The sequence below is a fragment of the Myxococcus guangdongensis genome (assembly GCF_024198255.1).
GTDB classification, from domain to species: Bacteria; Myxococcota; Myxococcia; order Myxococcales; family Myxococcaceae; genus Myxococcus; species Myxococcus guangdongensis.
On record NZ_JAJVKW010000011.1, the window covers coordinates 14,344 to 32,818 of the forward strand.

At 69.8% G+C, this 18,475-nt stretch carries 17 protein-coding genes and 1 tRNA gene; 11 read left to right on the top strand and 7 right to left on the bottom strand.

The genetic code is table 11. The features are described 5' to 3' along the window. Window positions 1-626: 626 nt before the first annotated feature. The 3 genes from LXT21_RS29615 to LXT21_RS29625 all read left to right on the top strand — a co-directional run bounded on the left by LXT21_RS29615 (window position 627) and on the right by LXT21_RS29625 (window position 5,076). On the top strand, window positions 627-1,751 hold the full coding sequence (locus LXT21_RS29615) for a slipin family protein (RefSeq protein WP_254041565.1): 1,125 nt from the start codon (window positions 627-629) through the stop codon (window positions 1,749-1,751). A gap of 177 nt (window positions 1,752-1,928) precedes the next feature. Next, entirely contained in the window at window positions 1,929-3,746 is a 1,818-nt protein-coding gene (locus tag LXT21_RS29620) for an acyl-CoA dehydrogenase (RefSeq protein WP_254041566.1), read from the top strand. Between the two features lie 139 nt (window positions 3,747-3,885). Beyond that, window positions 3,886-5,076, top strand: a complete 1,191-nt coding sequence (locus LXT21_RS29625) for a Dickkopf N-terminal cysteine-rich domain-containing protein (protein WP_254041567.1) — start codon at window positions 3,886-3,888, stop codon at window positions 5,074-5,076. A 48-nt stretch (window positions 5,077-5,124) separates the two neighbouring features. On the opposite strand, the gene LXT21_RS29630 is transcribed toward LXT21_RS29625, so the two are convergent. Further along, the gene (locus tag LXT21_RS29630) at window positions 5,125-6,216 is read right to left on the bottom strand and encodes a putative NPN-dependent ornithine cyclodeaminase (protein WP_254041568.1); all 1,092 of its coding nucleotides are present in this window, start codon (window positions 6,214-6,216) and stop codon (window positions 5,125-5,127) included. A gap of 291 nt (window positions 6,217-6,507) precedes the next feature. On the opposite strand from LXT21_RS29630, the gene LXT21_RS29635 reads away from it, so the two are divergent. Beyond that, window positions 6,508-7,194, top strand: a complete 687-nt coding sequence (locus LXT21_RS29635) for a LysM peptidoglycan-binding domain-containing protein (RefSeq protein ID WP_254041569.1) — start codon at window positions 6,508-6,510, stop codon at window positions 7,192-7,194. A 94-nt stretch (window positions 7,195-7,288) separates the two neighbouring features. On the opposite strand, the gene LXT21_RS29640 is transcribed toward LXT21_RS29635, so the two are convergent. Further along, entirely contained in the window at window positions 7,289-8,164 is an 876-nt protein-coding gene (locus tag LXT21_RS29640) for a LysR family transcriptional regulator (RefSeq protein WP_254041570.1), read from the bottom strand. Window positions 8,165-8,271: 107 nt separating this feature from the next. Between LXT21_RS29640 and LXT21_RS29645 the strand changes: the two genes are divergently transcribed. Then, entirely contained in the window at window positions 8,272-8,571 is a 300-nt protein-coding gene (locus tag LXT21_RS29645) for a YiaA/YiaB family inner membrane protein (RefSeq protein ID WP_254041571.1), read from the top strand. A gap of 51 nt (window positions 8,572-8,622) precedes the next feature. After that, a complete protein-coding gene (locus LXT21_RS29650) occupies window positions 8,623-9,327 on the top strand; it encodes an ATP-grasp domain-containing protein (RefSeq protein ID WP_254041572.1) in 705 nt (234 codons plus the stop codon). A 177-nt stretch (window positions 9,328-9,504) separates the two neighbouring features. Here LXT21_RS29650 and LXT21_RS29655 read toward each other — a convergent pair whose 3' ends face one another. The 5 genes from LXT21_RS29655 to LXT21_RS29675 form a co-directional block, all read right to left on the bottom strand. Next, on the bottom strand, window positions 9,505-10,281 hold the full coding sequence (locus LXT21_RS29655) for an eCIS core domain-containing protein (RefSeq protein WP_254041573.1): 777 nt from the start codon (window positions 10,279-10,281) through the stop codon (window positions 9,505-9,507). A 10-nt stretch (window positions 10,282-10,291) separates the two neighbouring features. Beyond that, window positions 10,292-10,804 carry a hypothetical protein gene (locus tag LXT21_RS29660; protein WP_254041881.1) on the bottom strand — a complete coding sequence of 171 codons (513 nt, stop codon included), beginning with the start codon at window positions 10,802-10,804 and terminating at the stop codon, window positions 10,292-10,294. Between the two features lie 172 nt (window positions 10,805-10,976). Beyond that, window positions 10,977-12,587 carry a DUF4419 domain-containing protein gene (locus LXT21_RS29665; protein WP_254041574.1) on the bottom strand — a complete coding sequence of 537 codons (1,611 nt, stop codon included), beginning with the start codon at window positions 12,585-12,587 and terminating at the stop codon, window positions 10,977-10,979. A gap of 156 nt (window positions 12,588-12,743) precedes the next feature. Further along, complete coding sequence (locus LXT21_RS29670; protein ID WP_254041575.1) at window positions 12,744-13,556, bottom strand: SIR2 family NAD-dependent protein deacylase; 813 nt, start codon at window positions 13,554-13,556, stop codon at window positions 12,744-12,746. A 67-nt stretch (window positions 13,557-13,623) separates the two neighbouring features. After that, window positions 13,624-14,841: a metallophosphoesterase gene (locus LXT21_RS29675; RefSeq protein ID WP_254041576.1), complete on the bottom strand. Its 1,218-nt coding sequence runs from the start codon at window positions 14,839-14,841 to the stop codon at window positions 13,624-13,626. 103 nt (window positions 14,842-14,944) lie between these two features. Here LXT21_RS29675 and LXT21_RS29680 point away from each other — a divergent pair, with 103 nt between their 5' ends. From LXT21_RS29680 to LXT21_RS29700, 5 genes are all read left to right on the top strand, one after another. Next, window positions 14,945-15,391: a cytochrome c oxidase assembly factor Coa1 family protein gene (locus LXT21_RS29680; protein ID WP_254041577.1), complete on the top strand. Its 447-nt coding sequence runs from the start codon at window positions 14,945-14,947 to the stop codon at window positions 15,389-15,391. 36 nt (window positions 15,392-15,427) lie between these two features. Continuing rightward, on the top strand, window positions 15,428-15,961 hold the full coding sequence (locus LXT21_RS29685) for a hypothetical protein (RefSeq protein ID WP_254041578.1): 534 nt from the start codon (window positions 15,428-15,430) through the stop codon (window positions 15,959-15,961). A gap of 64 nt (window positions 15,962-16,025) precedes the next feature. Next, window positions 16,026-16,820: a TIGR00266 family protein gene (locus LXT21_RS29690; RefSeq protein ID WP_254041579.1), complete on the top strand. Its 795-nt coding sequence runs from the start codon at window positions 16,026-16,028 to the stop codon at window positions 16,818-16,820. A gap of 102 nt (window positions 16,821-16,922) precedes the next feature. After that, window positions 16,923-18,344 (top strand): hypothetical protein, encoded by a 1,422-nt coding sequence (locus LXT21_RS29695; RefSeq protein WP_254041580.1) that lies wholly within the window; start codon window positions 16,923-16,925, stop codon window positions 18,342-18,344. 33 nt (window positions 18,345-18,377) lie between these two features. Continuing rightward, window positions 18,378-18,449, top strand: a tRNA-Gln gene (locus tag LXT21_RS29700). The last annotated feature ends 26 nt before the right edge of the window (window positions 18,450-18,475 follow it).

The window sequence follows — 18,475 nt, forward strand, 5'->3', positions numbered from 1 at the left end:
GGGATGGCCACCAGGGCGTTGGTGAATGCCCAAATGGCGGAGCTGCCAGAAGTGGTCGCCTCGTAGGCGACTGCCTGGGTATCGACGGCCCACCCGTCAGACGACCTGCGGAAGGTCATCGTGAACGTGTCGGGCAAACCGACTCCGCTCGCAGGGACTGCTACGTTGCTACGCTGAGGCGCCGCATCGAGCAGTTCTGGGGTGCGCTCTGCATCCGCACCCCCACTTTTCCCAGAGGGGGACGTGCCCTTGGCAGCGTGAGCACCACCCCTAGGGCAAAATCCTTCGTTCTGACCCGATCTGAAAAATCGGTTCCGCCAGAAGGCTCCATCCCGAGCCGGTAGAAGCGCTGGCCCACCCCACCCAACCTTCCCCCACCGCGAAGCCACGCCGTCCGCCAGGGCGACAGTCCCCTTTTCGCGCCGTCAGCGGAATGCCTGTCGTCGTCCGCGCCCGGTCCGGCCCGCGAGCGCGGGCTGCGTCGATGGGACCCGGGCACGCAGTCGGCGCTCTCCACCCGCGAAGGCTGGAGCCTTCACTTTTCTCGCAGTCCCCGGGACGCGCGCTTCTCGCGCCACCTCGCGTCCCGGTCTCAACACTCCCCCTCGGGGGAAAGGAGGTGCGCGATGAGCTTCTTCATGCGTGTGGATGTCGTGCAGCACGAGCGGGCGTTCGTCCTCGTCGACGAGGTGCCGACGCGCTACCTCGTGCCGGGCCGCTACCGGCTCACCTACCCCTTCCGCAACGTGCGCATCGTCCGCGTCGCCACGGGCCTGCCCGTGGCCAACCTGGACGCGGAGCTGCTCGCGCTGGTGCCGCCCTCGGACCTGCAGGTCGTCGACCTGGGCGCCGACGAGCGCGCCATCCTCTACCACCGGGGCCGCCCCCTGAAGTGGCTCGGCCGCGGCCAGCACCAGGTGTGGACCGTGGAGCACGTCCCCGCCCGCGCCCTGACGCCGCCCACCCCCACCGTGCGCGTGGAGCGCGTGGACACCGCCGGCGTCTCCACGACGCCCCTGCGTGACGACGTGCGCGCCATCGTCCCCGCGAGCGACTACACGGAGGCCACGGCCACGGAGGGCTCGGTGACGCTGCGCTACGTGGACGGCACGCTCGACGCCGTGCTGCCCGCCGGCCGCCACGCCGCGTGGACCGTCGCCCACAAGGTGCAGCTCGCCGTCATCGACCTGCGCGAGCGGCTGCTCCACGTCACCGGCCAGGAGGTCATGACGCAGGACCGCGTCACGCTGCGCCTCAACCTCTCCACCGCCTTCCGCGTCGCGGACGCACGCCGGCTCGCCGTCGTCGCCCGCGCGCCGGATGACATCCTCTACCTCGCCATGCAGCTGGCCGCCCGCGAGGCCGTGGCCACCCGCACGCTCGACGAGCTGCTCGCCTCCCGCGAGGCCCTGGCCGACGGCCTCTTCGCCCAGGTGAAGGAGCGCGCCGAGTCGGTGGGCCTGGAGCTGTTGCGCTTCGGCATCAAGGACGTCGTGCTGCCCGGTGAGATGAAGGAGCTGCTCAACCGCGTCATCCAGGCCCAGAAGGAGGCCGAGGCCAACGTCATCACCCGCCGCGAGGAGACCGCCGCCACGCGCTCGCTCGCCCAGACGGCCAAGGTGCTCGCCGAGAACCCGCTGCTCGTGCGCCTCAAGGAGCTCGAGGCCTACAAGGACCTCGCCGCCAAGGTCGGCCAGGTCCACCTGGTCCTCGGCGAGGGCGCCGTGCCGTCGCTCCAGCTCAAGGGCTGAGCCCGCGCACGTGGAATTGTCGTGACGAAGGGCCTCTGGGGCCGGTTCCCCGGGGGCCCTTCGTGCATCACGGCACCGTGCGTCATGCACACCCCGTGCGGTGCGGGCGCCTTCGGCTGACTCGAAAATCAATCTCGGCTACCCTCGCGAGCCTTTCGTCCTCGTGAGGAGCTTGAGATGTCGTCGTCCGCCAATCACTACATCCCCAACCTGCGCGATATCGAGTTCAACCTCTTCGAGTTCCTCGACATCGGCCGAACCTCGCTGGGGCGCGCGCCCTTCGGTGATCTGGACGAGACGTCCGCCCGGCAGATGCTCCAGACGTTCGCGGTGCTGTGCGCGAACGAGCTGGCGCCGTCCTTCGACGAGGCGGAGCACAACCCGCCCAAGCTGGAGAACGGCGTGGTGACGCTGCCCCCCGGACTGAAGAAGTCCATGGGCGCGTTCTTCGACGCGGGGATGCACCTGTTGGAGCAGCCGCCGCACCTGGGGGGCCTGGGCGCGCCGCCGTCCCTGGGCTGGGCCGCGTTCGAGCTGATGGTGGGCGCCAACTCCTCGCTCGCCTTCTACACGCTGGGCAACCTGCTCGCGCGCATCGTCGACCGGCTGGGCACGGACGCGCAGAAGCAGCGCTTCCTGCCGCACATGCTGGACAAGCGCTGGAGCGGCACCATGGTGCTCACCGAGCCCGACGCCGGCAGCGACGTGGGCGCCGCGCGCACCAAGGCGCGTCCGGTGGGCGGCGACGTCTGGGAGATTGAAGGCGTCAAGCGCTTCATCACCAACGGCGACTCGGACATGTCCGAGAACGTCATCCACATGGTGCTGGCGCGTCCGGAAGGTGGCCCGCCGGGCACCAAGGGCCTGTCGCTGTTCGTCGTCCCCAAGTACTGGGTGAACGAGGACGGCAGCCTGGGTGAGCACAACGGCGTCGTGTGCACCAAGCTCGAGAAGAAGATGGGCCTGAAGGGCTCCGTCACGTGCGAGCTGACGTTCGGCGATGGCAAGCCCTCGCGCGGCCTGCTGCTGGGCGAGGTCCACGACGGCATGCGCCAGATGTTCTACATCATCGAGCAGGCGCGCATGGCGGTGGGCGTGAAGTCCATGGCCACGCTGTCCGCGGGCTACCAGCGCGCTCTGACGTTCTCCAAGGACCGGCTCCAGGGCGCGGACCTGCTGCAGGCGCGCGACAAGACGGCGCCGCGCGTGCCCATCTTCCGCCACCCGGACGTGCGGCGCATGCTGATGACACAGAAGGCGTTCGCCGAAGGCATGCGCGCGCTGTGTCTCTACACCGCCTCCGTGCAGGACGGCGTGGAGCTCAAGGGCGGTCACCGCGCCACCGAGGCCGGTGAGATGGACTCGCTCAACGACATGCTGCTGCCGCTGGTGAAGGGCTACTGCTCGGAGAAGGCGTACGAGCTGCTCGCGCTGTCGCTCCAGGTGCACGGCGGCTCCGGCTACCTGACGGACTACCCGGTGGAGCAGTACATCCGGGACCAGAAGATCGACACGCTCTACGAGGGCACCACGCACATCCAGGCGTTGGATTTGCTCATGCGCAAGGTGGCGCGCGACGGTGGCGCGACGCTGCAGACGCTGCTCGGGCAGGTGCGCGAGACGGCCGAGGGCGAGCTGGGCGGCGCGGAGCTCCAGGCGGAGCGCGCCGCGCTGGGCAAGGCGCTGGGCGACTTGGAGCTGATGCTCGGCACGCTGATGGGCAAGCTGGGCGAGTCCGTCTACCACGTGGGCCTGCAGGGCAACCGCGTGCTGGCGGGCGTGGCGGAGGTGGTCATCGGCTGGCTGCTGGTGCGTCACGCGGGCGTCGCGCTGGAGCGGATGAAGTCCAACCCCGGCGACCGCGCCTTCTACGTGGGCAAGCTCGCCAGCGCGCGCTGGTACTGCGCGGAGGTGCTCCCGGGTCTCGCCCACGCCGCGCGCATGGTGGAGGCTGGCACGCTGGACCTCATGGAGGTCCCCGAGGAGTCGTACTGAGCGGCGAGCTGTCGCGCCCCCGCCGCACCTCGTCGTCGAGGGGGTGCGGCACGGGCCTGGCCTGAAGTATGGATTGAGTCCGTATGTCGAAGGTGGGGCCGCCTGGGCAGGGCCCCCATCACGGATGGGCAGGCGAGCGATGCGCGACGGACGAGCGGTACTCTTGGTGATGCTGGCGGGGCTGTGGGCGTGTGGCGGCGACGAGGACGTGTCGATGGAGGACTTCGGCACCCAGGTCGTCCAGGCGCTCTGCGCGCGGGCCCAGCGGTGCGGCGAATACGCCCGGGCGAGCGCGTGCGAGGACGACATGCGCCAGTGGAACCGGCCCGCGTCCCTGGGACTGGGGACGCGGTACGAGGACTCGCTGGAGTCGGGTCGGCTGCGCTTCGACGGGGCCGCGGCCCGGCGCTGTCTGGACGCGCTCCGAGGCAGGAGCTGTTCCGAGCCCACCCTGTCCGACGCCGCGTGGCAGTACGGCATCGAGTACGAGCCGGCCTGTCAGTTGTTCGCGCGGCAAGGCTCCTCGAACGAGTGCGGGATGGACCTGGAATGTGGCTCGGAGGGTTACTGCGGCCACACCTCGCAGAACGCCTGTGAGGGGACGTGCACGCCGCGAGGTGCGGAAGGGCAGACCGTCACCCACTTCGGGAAGTGCGCGCCCGGGCTCGTGTTCGAGGGCGCGACCCGGACCTGCATCAAGCCCTTGGAGGAGAATGTCTCGTGCGTGGGCCGGCACCCCAGCGGTACGACCTTCTCGCTGCCCTGCGCCCAGGGGCTCTGGTGCGACTGGAATGGCTACCGGACCTGTCGGCCCGTGGGCGCGGAGGGGGACGTCTGCGAGGACGTGGGCTACTACCCCTGCGGCCCTTCGCTGGTGTGCAATGGCAACCGCTGTGCGCCGCACGTGAAGGAGGGCCATCTGTGCAACGCGCCCCCTCATGACGTGAGCGTCGGGTTGCTGGTGACCGTGTGCCAGCGCGAGCTCTTCTGCGACGCGGACCCGTCCACCCCCGGGCTGTGCCGTCCACGCCGCACCGAGCGGCAGGAGTGCCGGGTCGACACCGAGTGCGCGGAGGGACTGGGGTGCAAGGACGCCCGTCCCGAGGCGGGCGTCTGGGGTGTCTGCGTGAAGGCCCCGGGCCCCGAGGACACGTGCGACAACGTGAGCCGCTTCTGCCCCAGGGGGTACGCGTGCCTCACCAGCATGTCACGCTGCCTGCCCGTCGTCCGTGAGGGGGAGCGTTGTGGGCCCACGCTGGGGCTCTGCGATACCGATGCCAGCTGCGTGAGCGGCCGCTGCGTCGGCGCCGAGGCCTCGTCCTGTCAGTGAGGCCCCGGCGCGCGGGCCCCGGCATTCCGGCCAGGGCCCACGTGCGACTCAGGTCTTCCGGGCGGACAGCTCGCGCTCCACGTACAACCGCAGGATGTGCATGAAGTCCTGGGCGTTGGTCACCACGCCGAAGGCCTGGTGCGTGCCCCGGTCCTTCAGCTTGCTGACCACGAACTCGGACGAGTCCACGCAGATGGTGGCCAGCTCGCGCAGCGAGCCGTCCTTCTCCGTGACGAACGCGGGGAGCATGTTGCCGGTGGCGATGGCGTGCAGCGCCGTGGCCACCAGCACCGCCATGGTCGCCTTCTTCGCATGCTGGCGCATGGCGTCCTGCCCACCCACGTTGTCCGTCACCACGTCCGGCAGCGGGCCGTCATCCCGGATGGAGCCGGTGAGGACGAAGGGGACCTTGTGCACCACGCACGCGTGCATGATGCCGTTGGTGATGACGCCCGCCTCCACCGCCTTGGCGATGGAGCCCGCCGCGCGCACCTTGTTGATGGCGCGCATGTGCAGGCCGTGGCCTCCGCTGGTGGCCTCGCCCGTGCCGCTCATGCCCAGGGTGGTGCCGAAGATGGACGCCTCGATGTCGTGCACCGCCACCGCGTTGCCCGCGAGCAGCGCGCCCACGAAGCCGTTGGCGATGAACCACGTCATGTCCGCGCGCGCCCGCGAGTGCACCAGCGCCGGCCCCGTCACCCAGATGGGATAGCCACCGCGCTCGCGCTCCTCCACCAGCACCCGCGCCATCTGCGCGTAGTCGATGGGCTTCTCGCGAGACACCTCGCTCGTCATGAACTTGAACTCGCCCTCCCCGCCGCCACCGAGGTACGCCATGTTCACGTACACGCCCTCGGAGCCGTCCTCCGCGTGGCCCACCACCACGCGCTCGCCCGCCCTCACGCGGCGTCCCTCGCGAATCCACAACTCGCCCTGTGCATCCAGCACCAGCGCGCCGTCCATGCGCGGCTCGCGCGGCATGCGCCACGCGCCGTCGACTCGCACGTAGGTGGGCAGGTTGGTGGTGGTGAAGAAACCCTCCGGCAGCACGCCGTCCGCGGGCGCGGGTTCGAAGCGAGCGTCCGGGCAACGGGTGAACCGCTCGGCCGCGAAATCGGGATGGGGGATGGAGGTGCTCACGCGGGCCACCATGCGCGGACCCACCCACCCTGTTCAAGGACCTTGGTGCCGCGCCCGACTCAATGGCCGCTGTGTGACAGCACGAAGTGCCACATGGATGACGCAGGACGCCGAGGTCACACCCTCGGTGAGCCGCGCTCGCGCAGCCGCGCGAGATGCATCGGGGTGATCGACAGATCAGTGGAATTGAGGCCGCGTCCACGCAACTCGGGCTCTTGGCTTCCGAGAATAGGGGCAAGTTGTACGCGACCTTCCTCGCGCGTCACCGCCCCCATCCGGAGCCCTTCGCTCATGAGCTACCGCATCCAGTCCGGCGACACCCTGTCCGCGCTCGCGCTTCGCTACGGCACCACCGTGGACGCCCTGCAGCAGGCGAACCCCCAAATCAAGAACGTGGACCTCATCTACACGGGGGACACGCTCAACATCCCCGGCGCCAAGGACGGCTTCGACGCGTCCCCGTCGCGCTCGGGCCCGAACCTCACGGGCGGCACGACGAACTACCCCGCGAACATGACGACGGGCGAGGGCACCCAGGGTCCCGGTGGCAGCCCGTTCGACATCGCGCGCTCGCACCTGAACAAGAACGCGGGCTCGCTGAAGCTCGAGCGCAGCGGAGTTGGCGCGGACATGGAGGACTGGGTCCCCAACAACGTCAACTGCGCCAACTTCGTCTCCGCGTGTCTGGAGCAGGCGGGCCAGATTTCCGACGCGCAGCATGACAACAGCGTGATGGGCCTGCAGGCCAAGCTGGACCGGGACCCGAACTTCAAGCGCGTGTCGCTCCAGGACGCCAAGCCCGGCGACGTGGTCTCCATGAAGGTGGGCAGCGGCCAGCACGTGGTGATGTTCGCCGGCTGGGAGAACGGCAAGCCGATGTTCATCGGCTCCAACAACGTCAACTCCGACGGCTCGCAGCGCATCACCATCAGCAGCATGAACTACCCCATCATGTCGGTGCACCAGTACCAGGGCTGAGCCGACACCGAAGCCTGCGCTGTCCTCACGGGGCTTCGCCTCCGCCGCGCGCGGAAGCGAGGCCCCGTCGCACGTCATCGGCGGGAGCAAAGCCTCAAGGCTTCGGCGCGAGCGAGAGCGCGGCCTGGATGAGCGGGCTGCGCGCGGAGGACCGCCGCCACGCGGCATGAATCGCGCCCGACGGCGCACCCGGCAACGGCCGCGCCACCACGCCCGCTTCGCGAGGCCCTCCCGGCAACAGCGAGGCGAGCAGCGAATAGCCCAGCCCCGCCGAGACGAAGCCGAGGATGGTCTCCGACGAGTCCGCCGCGTGCAGCCGTCGGGGCCGCACTCCCGCGCGCGCCAGCTCCCCCAACTGGAGCTCCCGCAGGTACTTGTCCGTGCTGTACGCGATGAAGGCGTCGTCCCGGAGCAGGTCCAGCCGTACGCGTCGGCTCTTCGCCTGCGGATGATTCGAGGGCAGCACCAGGAAGGGCGCGGTGTGGCCCACGACGCGGGTCTCCACGTCCTCGGGCACCTCCGGGAGGTGGTCCACCACCAGGTCCGTGTCGCCCGCGGAGAGGATGTCCACGGCGGGCACCTTGGACTCGTGCAGGACGACCTCGATGTCCGGGCGTCGGGCCTGCAGCCGCCGCAGCCACGCGGGCAGCAGGTGACGCAGGACGTGGCCGGAGGCGTGGATGCGCAGCGTGCCGCCCACCTCGCCCTTGCGCAGCGACTGCACCACGGCGTCGAGCCCCTCCAGGAACGGCGCGACGTGCGAGTAGAGCGCGCGGCCCTCGGGGGTGAGCACCACGCGGTCCTTGCCCACGCGCTCGAAGAGCGCCACGCCCACCTCGGACTCCAGCCGCTTGACCTGCTGATGGATGCCGGGTTGGGTGATGGGGTACGGGAATGAGCGGACGGCTCGCGCGTAGCCTTCGGCGCGGGCCACGCGGTAGAAGCCCTCGAGGCGCTGGAGCTGAATCATGCACTCCAGGTTATCAATCGCTCATCGATTAGTTCCATGCGCTTTGCGATGGGACGCGGCATGTTTTCCCCCATCAGCGAGCCAAGGCTCGCTTCCGAGGAGACACCATGTCCCGTTCCACGCCCAAGGTCGTCGTCGCGCACAGCTCCGCCTGGGTCATCCAGGTCTGGCTGTCCTTCGCCCTCTCCGTGGGTGTCACCGCCATCGGCATCTGGCACCTGCCGGTGGACACGTGGGTGAAGTCCTTCATGGCCATGGGGTTGTTGTTCAGCGTGGGCTCCGCGTTCAGCCTGTCGAAGACGGTTCGCGACCAGCATGAGATGGAGCAGCTCGGCGCCCGCCTGGATGAGGCGCGCGTGGCGAAGATGCTCTCCGAGCACGACCCCATGGCGCCTCCGAAGCTGTAGCCGGCTTTCGTGTCACCTTGGGTCCGCGCGGGATGCGTTAACGTCGAGGCGATGATGTTCCAGGGGCTCCAGTTGTTGATTCCAGCCAAGGTCGACCCGGAGCGCGACGCCGTCGCGCGCGCCTGGGAAGATGGGGGAGGCTCGGTGCTGCGACTCGACCGCTTCTGGAGCCCGCCCGACGTCGAGCCCGCGCGGACCCGGCTGTATGGCAACGACACGTTCTGCCTCGTGGTCGCCCAGAAGCTGGGCCTCACCCTCGTCTCGCCGCCCGATGACCTGTTGCTTCAGGCGGATGTGGACCAGGTGGGGCGCGAGGTACAAGGCTCCACGCTGGAGCGTGTCGTCACGGGCCCTTTCCCACGGTTCATCAAGCCGCGGGTTCCCAAGGTGTTCCGCGCGGCCGTGTGGCCGGGGCCCGAACCACTGCTCGAAGAGTGTCGGGGCTTGCCGCCCGAGACACCCGTGCTCTCGTCCGAGGTCGTCGACGTGCGAGCCGAGGCCCGTGCGTGGATGCTCGAGGGCCGCGCGCTCACGTGCGCGCTGTACGAAGGCGAAGGCAGTATCGAGGACGCGCGGGCCTTCCTGGGCACCGTGGCCAGTGGGGAGAAGCTCCCGCGCACCTGTGTCCTCGACGCGGCCCTCGTCGAGGGAAGAGGCTGGGTCCTCCTCGAAGCCAACGCCGCGTGGGGCGCGGGGCTCAACGGTTGCGTGGCGAGCGAAGCTGCTCGGTGCATCGCCTGCGCCACCCAGGTCTGAGCAACCTACGGTACGAAGATGACCACCCAGGCGGACCACGCCGTGGTGCGAGTCCGAGCATCTCCACGACGTCGCGGGCCTCTCGCCACCGCCCCTCGAACTCGTGTGCTCCCACGAACCCCTCGCCCGGTTCAGAGGGACTCGCCAAGACCGCATCCCGGCGCGCACGTCCAGCCGCTACGGCGCGCCACGTCCCGCGCGCAGGCTCGCCAGGGCCTCGTCGAGCACCGGAAGCGAGGCCTCGGTCCACCCCTTCAGTCGGACCCGCTGGGACAGCTCCGCGTGGTCTGGATGGACCAGGCCCGCCACGGTGGCGTCCTCGATGAGCTGCGCCTGCTGCTCGGGATTGAGCTCCTCCCAGCGCAGCCCGTCACGCACGCCCTTGCGCCAGTCGTACCCATCTCCCCAGAACTGCGCGGCGAGCGCGGCGCTCAAGTACGCCGTGCCTCCGTGCTGGTGTTGCCACACGTGCGTCAGCTCGTGCGTCAGCAGCGCCACGTCCGTGGGTCCACTCCTCGGCGGGATGAACACGGTGTCGCCATGCGCGAAGGCGCGCCCGGGAATCCCCAGCACACCCACCGGGCCCTCCTTCACCCGCACCGCCGCGTAGTCCAGGCTCGTGCCGAACACGGGCCGCAGCAGCGCCACCTCGAAGCCCGTGAGTCGACGCCCCACGGGCTCCAGGCCCAGCAGCACCTGCACCGCGCTGACCATCCGCCCGGCCAGCATCAGCACCGCGTCCAGCGGGAGCTGCGCCACGCGCACCAGTCCTCGCCGCAGCAGGAACCCGCCCTCGCGCCGACGCCCCAGGACGAGCGCCACGAGCCCTCGCGACACGCCCGAGAGCACCACCACCCAACCGAGCACCAGGCCGCGCACGACGCTCAACGCGCCGGTGAGCAGACCCCACCCCGCGTCCGCCAGACGGGCGGGAACCCCAGACACCCGACTCACGACGAAACCCTCAGCGCCCCGCGGCGGCGCGAAGCGGTGCGCGCTGGCCCAGCACCGACTCCACCAGCGAGCGCAGCATCCCCGGACGCCAGGGCCGCGCGAGCGCGAAGTGCGTCAGGCACGAGCCACTGAACGCCTCCGCGAGCTCCGGGCAGAAGCGTGACGACACCAGCACCCGAGGCCCCTGGAAGTCCTTCTCCACCAGCCGCGCCAGGAACGCGTGCGACACGGCGCGAGGCTCCGAGTCCAGATCCACCACCACCGCCGCCGGCACCGTCCCCATCTCCAGCCTGCGCCCCGCCGACGCCACGCCCTGCGCGTGGATCAACCCGAAGGCCGGCGCCAGCTCGCGCCCCATCATCAGCCGCGAGAAGGGCGACTCGGAGACCACCATCACCGTCGGCCCGCCCGAGCCCTTCAGGGAACGTCGCGACCCGGACACGCCCAGCCCCCCCACCTCTCTCAGGCGAGGCGCGGGAACGGACTCGAGCAGACGGGGCTGGGCAATCGTGGAGGGGGGCACGCATCGGACTGTAGCCAGCAATAGCGGAAATATCAAATTTCACTTCAATTATCCGATTAGTCCGCTCTTGCTCCAGGGAGCCATGCCACATCCCACGTGTCCCGTCACAGGCTCGTGGGATGCAACACCCGTTCAGTGGGTCTCCTTCAACCCAACCCTCCTCGACACAGTGTCAGGAGGACGACAGTCGCCTTCGGGCCCCAGGGTTCTCCCAGGCCTCCAACTGCTCGGCGAGCGTGCCCGACGCGGGCAGCTCGGTGGAGCCGCCCTGCTCCATCGCCCGGAGGAGCAGCGCCGTGAGAGAGGTCCCCACGACGGGGATGTCCGTGACCCGCTGGAGGGAGCGCAGTGGGGTGCGCAGCGTCTCGCAGTCCAGCATCACCATCTCGGCGGCCGTCACGTCGGTCGGCAGCTCCATCGGTTCGAGCGCGTCCGCGCGCAACCGCACGAAGCAGGAGGGACGCCGACCACTGCAGGAGCGCAACGCGAGCACCGTCCCATCCGGCAGGTCCACCACGCAGCGCACCGGCGTGGAGTGGCCGCCGTCGAGAGGGATGTGGACCTCGACGTGCTCGGAGGTGGGCCGTACGCGCCAGGGCCGTGTCCCCGGGAAGAGCGTGGCGCTGGCCAGGTGGTCATAGAGCGCGTTGAGCTCCGCGAGGCCCCAGTACGTGCTCGGCTGGGTGGCTCGGACGACGGAGTGCTCCGAGACGAGCCGCTCGATGAGCTCATCCACCGAGGCGCCCCCCGCGCGGACCATGACGCCCGCGCGCGGCACGAGGGCCCCGTCGGCATCCACCGCCACCGCGAGCACGCCCGCCTCCAGGGACCACGTCTCCCGCCAGGTCATCGGCTCGTCGTGAACGCGCAATGGCACACACGACAAGCCCGCGGGGACCCAGTGCAGCGCGACGCCCGGCACATCGAAGTGGTCCAGGGCCGCGTCCCGCGACTTCAAGAACTCCGCGTGGGACTGCTCGAGCAGGGGGTTGCGCTGGTCGAAGCGTCCGGACTGGCCGATGTACGGGAACAGCCGCATCACCCAGCCCGCCATGCGGTCCCAGCCATACGCGGCCGCGGGCTTGTAGAGCTCCGTCCACAGCTGACGGTCCGGCTTCCCCTCCGAGGCGCGCACCAGCTCGTCCGCGATGGGGATGAGCGAGGACGTCCACCAGGACAGGTCCAGCTCGGCGATGACGTCGATGCGGCGGCGGATGGCCCGCCAGTCCTCGGGTGTGCCCAGCAGGGTGACCCGGGGGATGCCGCACCGGATGCCCAGCGTGAAGTCGAAGTACGGCGACATCGCGTCCATCAGGACCACGTCGCCAGCCATGCGCTCGATGTCGGTGCTGGTGGAGAAGTCACACGACAGCAGGCGGGGGATGCCCGGCCCCAGCGCCTCACGGAGCAGCCCTCGGAAGGCCGCGAGGATGGCGCGGAAGTCCTCGTCCGTGTGAGGCACCGCGCCCACCACGACCTCGAGATTCCGGCGCCCCTCGTGGCGGACGAGTCGCTCCCGAAGCCGCTCGGCATTCAGCCGGATGTGCTGGGCCACGCCCTGCGCCAGCGTGAGCCACACCACGTCCGGAGAGAGCACCAGGGGCCGGTGCTCGGCGAAGGCCTGATGCACGGCGGCGAGCAGCGGGTGGATGCCCTGGGGGTCCACCACCGGGGTGTCCGCGCCGGGCGCCATCCAGTGCGTCTTCCCCACCAGCGTCCCGAGCGGAACGGTGTCCAGCGGAGTCCTTGCTTCCTCGACAGCGTCCACTGCGAAGGTCGTCACGGTTACGCTCCCTCGTCATGTCGTGTGAACAGAATCCGCCCGACGGCGGCCGGCACCCGACGAGGGTTTTCTCAGCGACCTGACAGGTGCGTCGGCGTGCCTCCGTCCGACCTACAACAGCACCTCCAGGCCGCAAGGGCGCCCGGAGGTGGCAACTCAGGACTGGAGCGCGCGAACCAGCTCCGGCAGGGCATCGTCGGCGCGGGCCGTCACCGGCTCGATGCCCAGGTCCAGCGACACGTTCGACGGGTCGATGCTGAACATCCGCGCATCCAGCTTCCGGCCCCGTCGGTAGACCATGTCCGTCACACCCACGGAGAAGGACGTCCCGACGAAGACAATCACGCGGCTCTGTCGCGCCAGGATGAGCGTCCGCTCGATTTCGTAGCTGTCGTGCTCCGTGTAGTTCTCATCGAACCAGAGCACGTGGGGCCGCAGGCGGCTGTTGCAGCGAGGGCAGCGCGGCACCGTCTCCGGGCTCGGGTTCGCGTGGAACGCCGAGAAGTCCACCGACGCCAGCGGCACCGTGCCGCGAGGCGCCCCCAGCGCGCAGCCCTGGGCGGAGCAGCGCGCCAATCGCAGACTCCCATGCACCTTCACCAGCTCCCGACTCCCGGCGTCCTCGTGCAGCGAGTCCACGTTCTGGGTGACGATGGCGAAGCCGCGTCCCTTCGCCTCCTGCCACGCCTCCCACGCCACGAGCGCCTGGTGCGCCGCGTTCGGCTTCGCGGCCCGCGCCAGCTCGAAGCGCTGGAGGTACATCTTCCAGGACTCGTGCGGCGCGCGTCGGAAGAACGCGTGGGTCCCCTTCTCCATCACCTCGTTGGACCAGACCGCGCCCGGGTCCGTGCCCCGGAACGTCGGAATGCCACTGGCCAGACTGATGCCCGCGCCCGTGATGACGAGGACGTGCGCCGAAGCCGGTCCGCGCACGGCCTCGAGGAGCGCGTCGAATCCCGAAGACGTCATGTGAACACCTCCCCACGGCTCGACGATGGCATGGCGCGGAGCATGACACGCCCGTGAGGAGCCCCGCTCAAGCTGTCGCCGGCACCAGCGTCAGCTCCGCGATTTCAGGAGACGGCCCCAGGCGCAGCGGCGGGCCCCAGTACCCCGTGCCCCGGTGCGTGTACACGCGCACGCCGGCGATGGTCGCGAGCCCTTGCACCACGGGCTGCTGCAGCTTGATGAAGAACATGAACGGGAACACCTGCCCGCCATGCGTGTGTCCGGACAGCTGCAGGTCCACGCGCACGCCGTCGCGCGCCACGTGCAGCGCAGAGCGGGGCTGATGCGCCAGCAGCACCACCGGCACACCCTCGGGCGCGTTCGCGAGCGCGACCGAGGGACGGCTCGCATGCTCCGGGATGATGTGTCCCGCGTCGTGGTCCGTCACGCCCGCGACCACCAACCGCGCGCCATCGCGCTCCACCACGCGGTGCGAGTTGCGCAGCACGGTGAGCCCCAGCCGCGCCACCTCCGCCTCCCAGGCGGGACCGCCGTGGTAGTACTCGTGATTGCCCGTCACGTAGAACACGCCGAGCGACGCGCGCAGCTCCGCCAGGGGATGCACCTCCTCACGCAGCGCCTCCACGTGCCCGTCGACCAGGTCGCCCGTCACCGCGATGATGTCGGGCTTCAGCGCGTTCACCTGCTCCACCACGCGCCGCAGCCACCGGCCATCCAGCGTGGGGCCCACGTGGACATCCGAAATCTGCACCACCCGCAGGCCCGCGAGTCCCGGCCCGAGCCCCGTCATGGGCACCGTCACGTGCTCCACCGTCGCGCGCCCTCGCGCCGTCACGAACGCGTAGAGCACCGCGGGCACCGTCACCGCGCCCACCACGAGCGCCTTGCCGCGCGCGAGCAGCAGCGCGTCCGGCACCACGCCCGTCCACCCCAGCACCGCGCCCACCACGTCCGCCACCACCACGGCGCTGAGCAGGATGCCGAAGCTCCCCAGCCACAGGAACGACGTCCACTGCAGCACGCGCTGGGCCGTCGAGGGCTCGCCCCGTCCCGCGAACAGTCCGGCCGGAATCGACACGAAGAGCAGCACCATCAGCACCACGCCCAGAGCGCCCCAGGGCGAGGGCCACGCCGGGCTCACGAACAGGCGCACCGCCAGGTACGCGTGCAGCCCGCCCATCAGCGCGAGGATGCCGCCCAGGGACATCAGCCAGCGCAGCACCCGTCCCGGGCCCGCGCGGCGCTGTCGTGACTCCTGCTCCACCCCTTGAGACGACTCCGCCACGTCCAGCACCTCCGGTGCGAGCGCGGAGCATAATGGCCGTCCGCGTCGCCTGCCCGGCAACCCGCGCGCCCGCCCGTTAGTGTGGGGCTCTCGGGAGACCCGGATGCCTTCGCGACGCGTGGACAGCCCCTGGCAGAGCTGGATGGTGGCGGCCGCGCTCGTCCTCGGTGGGCTCGGCTGCTTCGCCACGGGGGTGGCCTGGGTGTCGCGCGCGCTCTTCCAGGACATCGAGCAAGCGCTGCGCCGTGACGACGTGCACCGCCTCGCGCTGCGCACCGCGGAGGCCACCCCGCTCGCCACCGAGCGGCTGGGCACGCCCCTGACGAGCAGCTTCATCACCCTGCGCGCCCATGACGCCACCGAGCGGCGGGGAGGCCAGGTGGACTTCGACCTCACCGTGCAAGGCCCCAAGGGGCGCGGCGTGCTGGAGGCCCAGGTGACCTACACGTCGGAGGCGTGGACGCTGCGCAGGCTGGTGCTGCGTCCGGAGGGAGGAGATTCCGTGGAGCTCCCCGCGGGAGGCAGCACGCCCGCCCTGCCTGCGGACTGAGCACACCCACGGCACGGGCTGCCTAGGTTCATGGGCATGAAGACCTCGCGCCTCCTCGTTCTCGGCCTGCTCGCCAGCGCTCCCGCCCTGGCGGCGAAATCCCCGGACCAGTACCTCGACCTGCGGACGCGGGAGCGCGCCGTGAACATCCGCGTCACGGAGGACAACCTCTCGGGGCCTCAGCTCCAGCTCTACTTCGGCGATGACGTCGTGCGCGGCCGGGCCTTCGGCCGACCGGTGAACCTCCAGGTGGAGGGCGACAACGTCAAGGGCATCTATGGACAGGCGCCGGTGGACCTGAAGGTGACGGAGGACGGGGACATGCTCGAGGCCGTGGGAACGTTCGGCGGCCAGCTCTCCAATTTCCGCGTGAGCCCCGACCAGATCGCCGGGAACATCGGTCGCTGCAGCTACGAGCTCGTCACCAAGAGCAAGAGCAACGACCTCTACACCGGCTGGCGCACCTGCGGCGGCAGGTTGGACAACGCGGTGACGCTGTCCATTCCACCCGCGCTGGCCCAGGACGACGCCGGACTGGTCACCGCGCTCTCCATCGTGCTCGCGCAGTAGACATCGGTTGAGCCTCGCGAGCGGGCGGCTATGGTGCGCCGACATTTTTCGGCGGAGCAATCCCATGGCGCAGATGCACGAGGTCGACTTCCACATCTACGGCGATGACCTGCAGTTCGTCGAGGTGGAGCTGGACCCGCAGGAGGCGGCGGTGGCCGAGGCCGGCACCCTCATGTACATGGAGGACGGCATCGAGATGGAGACCATCTTCGGTGACGGCTCGGAGAAGAAGAGCGGCCTCCTGGGCTCGCTGCTCGGCGCGGGCAAGCGCCTGCTGACGGGCGAGTCGCTCTTCACCACCGTCTTCCTCAACCGGGGCGGCGGCAAGCGCAAGGTGGCCTTCGCGGCGCCCTACCCCGGGAAGATCATCCCGGTGAACCTGGGCGAGCTCGGCGGCGAGCTGATTGCCCAGAAGGACAGCTTCCTCGCGGCGGCGAAGGGCGTGTCGCTGGGCATCGCGTTCCAGAAGAAGCTGGGCACGGGCCTGTTCGGCGGCGAGGGCTTCATCATGCAGCGGCTGCAGGGAGACGGGCTCGCGTTCATCCACGCGGGTGGCACGCTGCGCGAGCGCACGCTGGGCCCGGGCGAGCTCTTGCGCGTGGACACCGGCTGTATCGTCGCGTTCCAACCGACGGTGGACTACGACATCCAGATGGTGAGCGGCATCAAGACGGCCTTCTTCGGCGGCGAGGGTCTGTTCTTCGCCACACTGCGAGGCCCGGGCAAGGTGTGGCTCCAGTCGCTGCCCTTCAGCCGGCTCGCGGGTCGCATCCTCTCCGCCGCGCGCCCAGGTGGCTCGCGGGATGAGGGCAGCGTGCTCGGCAACGTCGGACTCGGTTCGCTGCTCGGCGACGACTGAGGGACGGAAGTCGCCTCGTGGCAGCGGAGGTCCCCGTGAGGCCTCCGCCGCCGTGTTGTCATGAGTCGGGACAGGGATGCGTCGCTGCGGTCCGTGGACGCCATGTCATCGACCCTGCACACCCTCTTCGAGTCCCTCCAGCGGCGCATGCGCCCGGAGGACGTCGCTGAGCTCGTCCTCACCGAGCTCGGCCCGGAGCTGACGCGGTCCCAGACGAATCTGTTGACGAAGGCGGCCTGCGGCTCGCTGAAGCGCGGCGTGCATCAGCTCTCCTCCATGGCGCAGGACTTCGAGCGCCCCACTCCGCCCCTCCGCAAGACGCGTAAGGCGTCCGAGCTGTTCACGCGTGCCCCGGTGCTCTCGGACGAGGACGCCGCGGACGTGGAGAAGGTGAGCGCCTTCGTCAGTCAGCTGGGCACGGAGATTCGCAAGCAGTTCCAGAAGAGCGACTTCGCGGGGGACCGGCTCAACAAGGAGGCGCGCCTGAGCGCGGGGCTGGAGATTTCCCGTCGGCGCTACAACAAGCTCTTCCGCTTCCTGGCGCGCTTCGAGGAGAAACTGGAGACGTACCGGCTCGAGCAGCGCAAGTACGAGGCCACGCGCATCGCGAAGTCGAGCCTGGCGACGCGACTGTCCTGGGCGGACTTCTCGAAGTCACGGGACGCGGCGTGCTTCATCGCCTACTTCACCGCGCGGCGGAACCGGCGGAGCGTCTTCACCAACAGCAGCCAGGACCGCGCGCTCGACGAGATTGCCGACATGCTGCTCACGCGATTCAAGGAGCATCCGTGCACGGAGGGCTGGCGAGCCATCGCACATGTGCTGCCCGATGTGGACGTCGTCAGCCATCTGCCCGACGCGGACAAGATGAACCTCTTCGTCACCTGGCTCGCGGTCCTCCACGACATCGCGGACCTGTTGCGGCGCACGTGGGAGCGGAGTCGCTTCGACCGCTCGACGATGGTCGTTCAGCGCGGTGACGACTCGAGCACCTGGAACACGACGGCGGGAGCGTGGAACGCGGCCCGGCAGGGCTGGCTGGGGCTCGCGCATACCCTGGGGATGCACGACGCCGTGGACATGATGTGCCTGGGCAAGGTCATGCGGCTCATGGCCTCGGATGTCGTGCGTTGGCACGCGCGGTCGGGAGGAGGGCTCGAGCCCGACACGCTCATCTGGGCCGAGCTACCGCCCCCGTGGGAGGTGCTCACCGGCCGTCAGCGTTGCACGCGCTCCTACGTCGAGCGGGTCTGTCGGAAACATGGTGTGGACCCGGAGCTGAAGGGCTGGACGTCGCATCCGGGTCAGCGGCGAGCAGTGCCGTTCTCGCCCACGCCGGAGCTGGTACACGGCGTGGTCGTCTCGCATCCCCAGCTGGCCTCCGCGCTCAAGAAGGCGGGGTGGTTCTCGGGCAAGTCGGGCAAGGAGTTCGACGACGACGTGGGCCCGTTCGTGGTGCGAAGAGATGAGCAGGGCGCGGTTCTGGATGTGACAGCGGTTGAAGTGGAGGAGACGCGGCATTGAGTGCGCTTGCCGCGTGATTCCTCCAGAGAATGCTCCGGAATAGTTCAGCGGTAGAACGGCCGGCTCTGACCCGGCTCGACGCAGGTTCGAGCCCTGCTTCCGGAATGTCGCGCAGGAGCCCCTTGCTCGTT

Coding starts and splice junctions, on each gene's coding strand:
- LXT21_RS29615 (WP_254041565.1), top strand. CDS start 627: ATGAGCTTCTTCATGCGTGTGGATGTCGTGCAGCACGAGCGGGCGTTC.
- LXT21_RS29620 (WP_254041566.1), top strand. CDS start 1,929: ATGTCGTCGTCCGCCAATCACTACATCCCCAACCTGCGCGATATCGAG.
- LXT21_RS29625 (WP_254041567.1), top strand. CDS start 3,886: ATGCGCGACGGACGAGCGGTACTCTTGGTGATGCTGGCGGGGCTGTGG.
- LXT21_RS29635 (WP_254041569.1), top strand. CDS start 6,508: ATGAGCTACCGCATCCAGTCCGGCGACACCCTGTCCGCGCTCGCGCTT.
- LXT21_RS29640 (WP_254041570.1), bottom strand. CDS start 8,164: ATGATTCAGCTCCAGCGCCTCGAGGGCTTCTACCGCGTGGCCCGCGCC.
- LXT21_RS29645 (WP_254041571.1), top strand. CDS start 8,272: ATGTCCCGTTCCACGCCCAAGGTCGTCGTCGCGCACAGCTCCGCCTGG.
- LXT21_RS29650 (WP_254041572.1), top strand. CDS start 8,623: ATGATGTTCCAGGGGCTCCAGTTGTTGATTCCAGCCAAGGTCGACCCG.
- LXT21_RS29670 (WP_254041575.1), bottom strand. CDS start 13,556: ATGACGTCTTCGGGATTCGACGCGCTCCTCGAGGCCGTGCGCGGACCG.
- LXT21_RS29680 (WP_254041577.1), top strand. CDS start 14,945: ATGCCTTCGCGACGCGTGGACAGCCCCTGGCAGAGCTGGATGGTGGCG.
- LXT21_RS29685 (WP_254041578.1), top strand. CDS start 15,428: ATGAAGACCTCGCGCCTCCTCGTTCTCGGCCTGCTCGCCAGCGCTCCC.
- LXT21_RS29690 (WP_254041579.1), top strand. CDS start 16,026: ATGGCGCAGATGCACGAGGTCGACTTCCACATCTACGGCGATGACCTG.
- LXT21_RS29695 (WP_254041580.1), top strand. CDS start 16,923: ATGTCATCGACCCTGCACACCCTCTTCGAGTCCCTCCAGCGGCGCATG.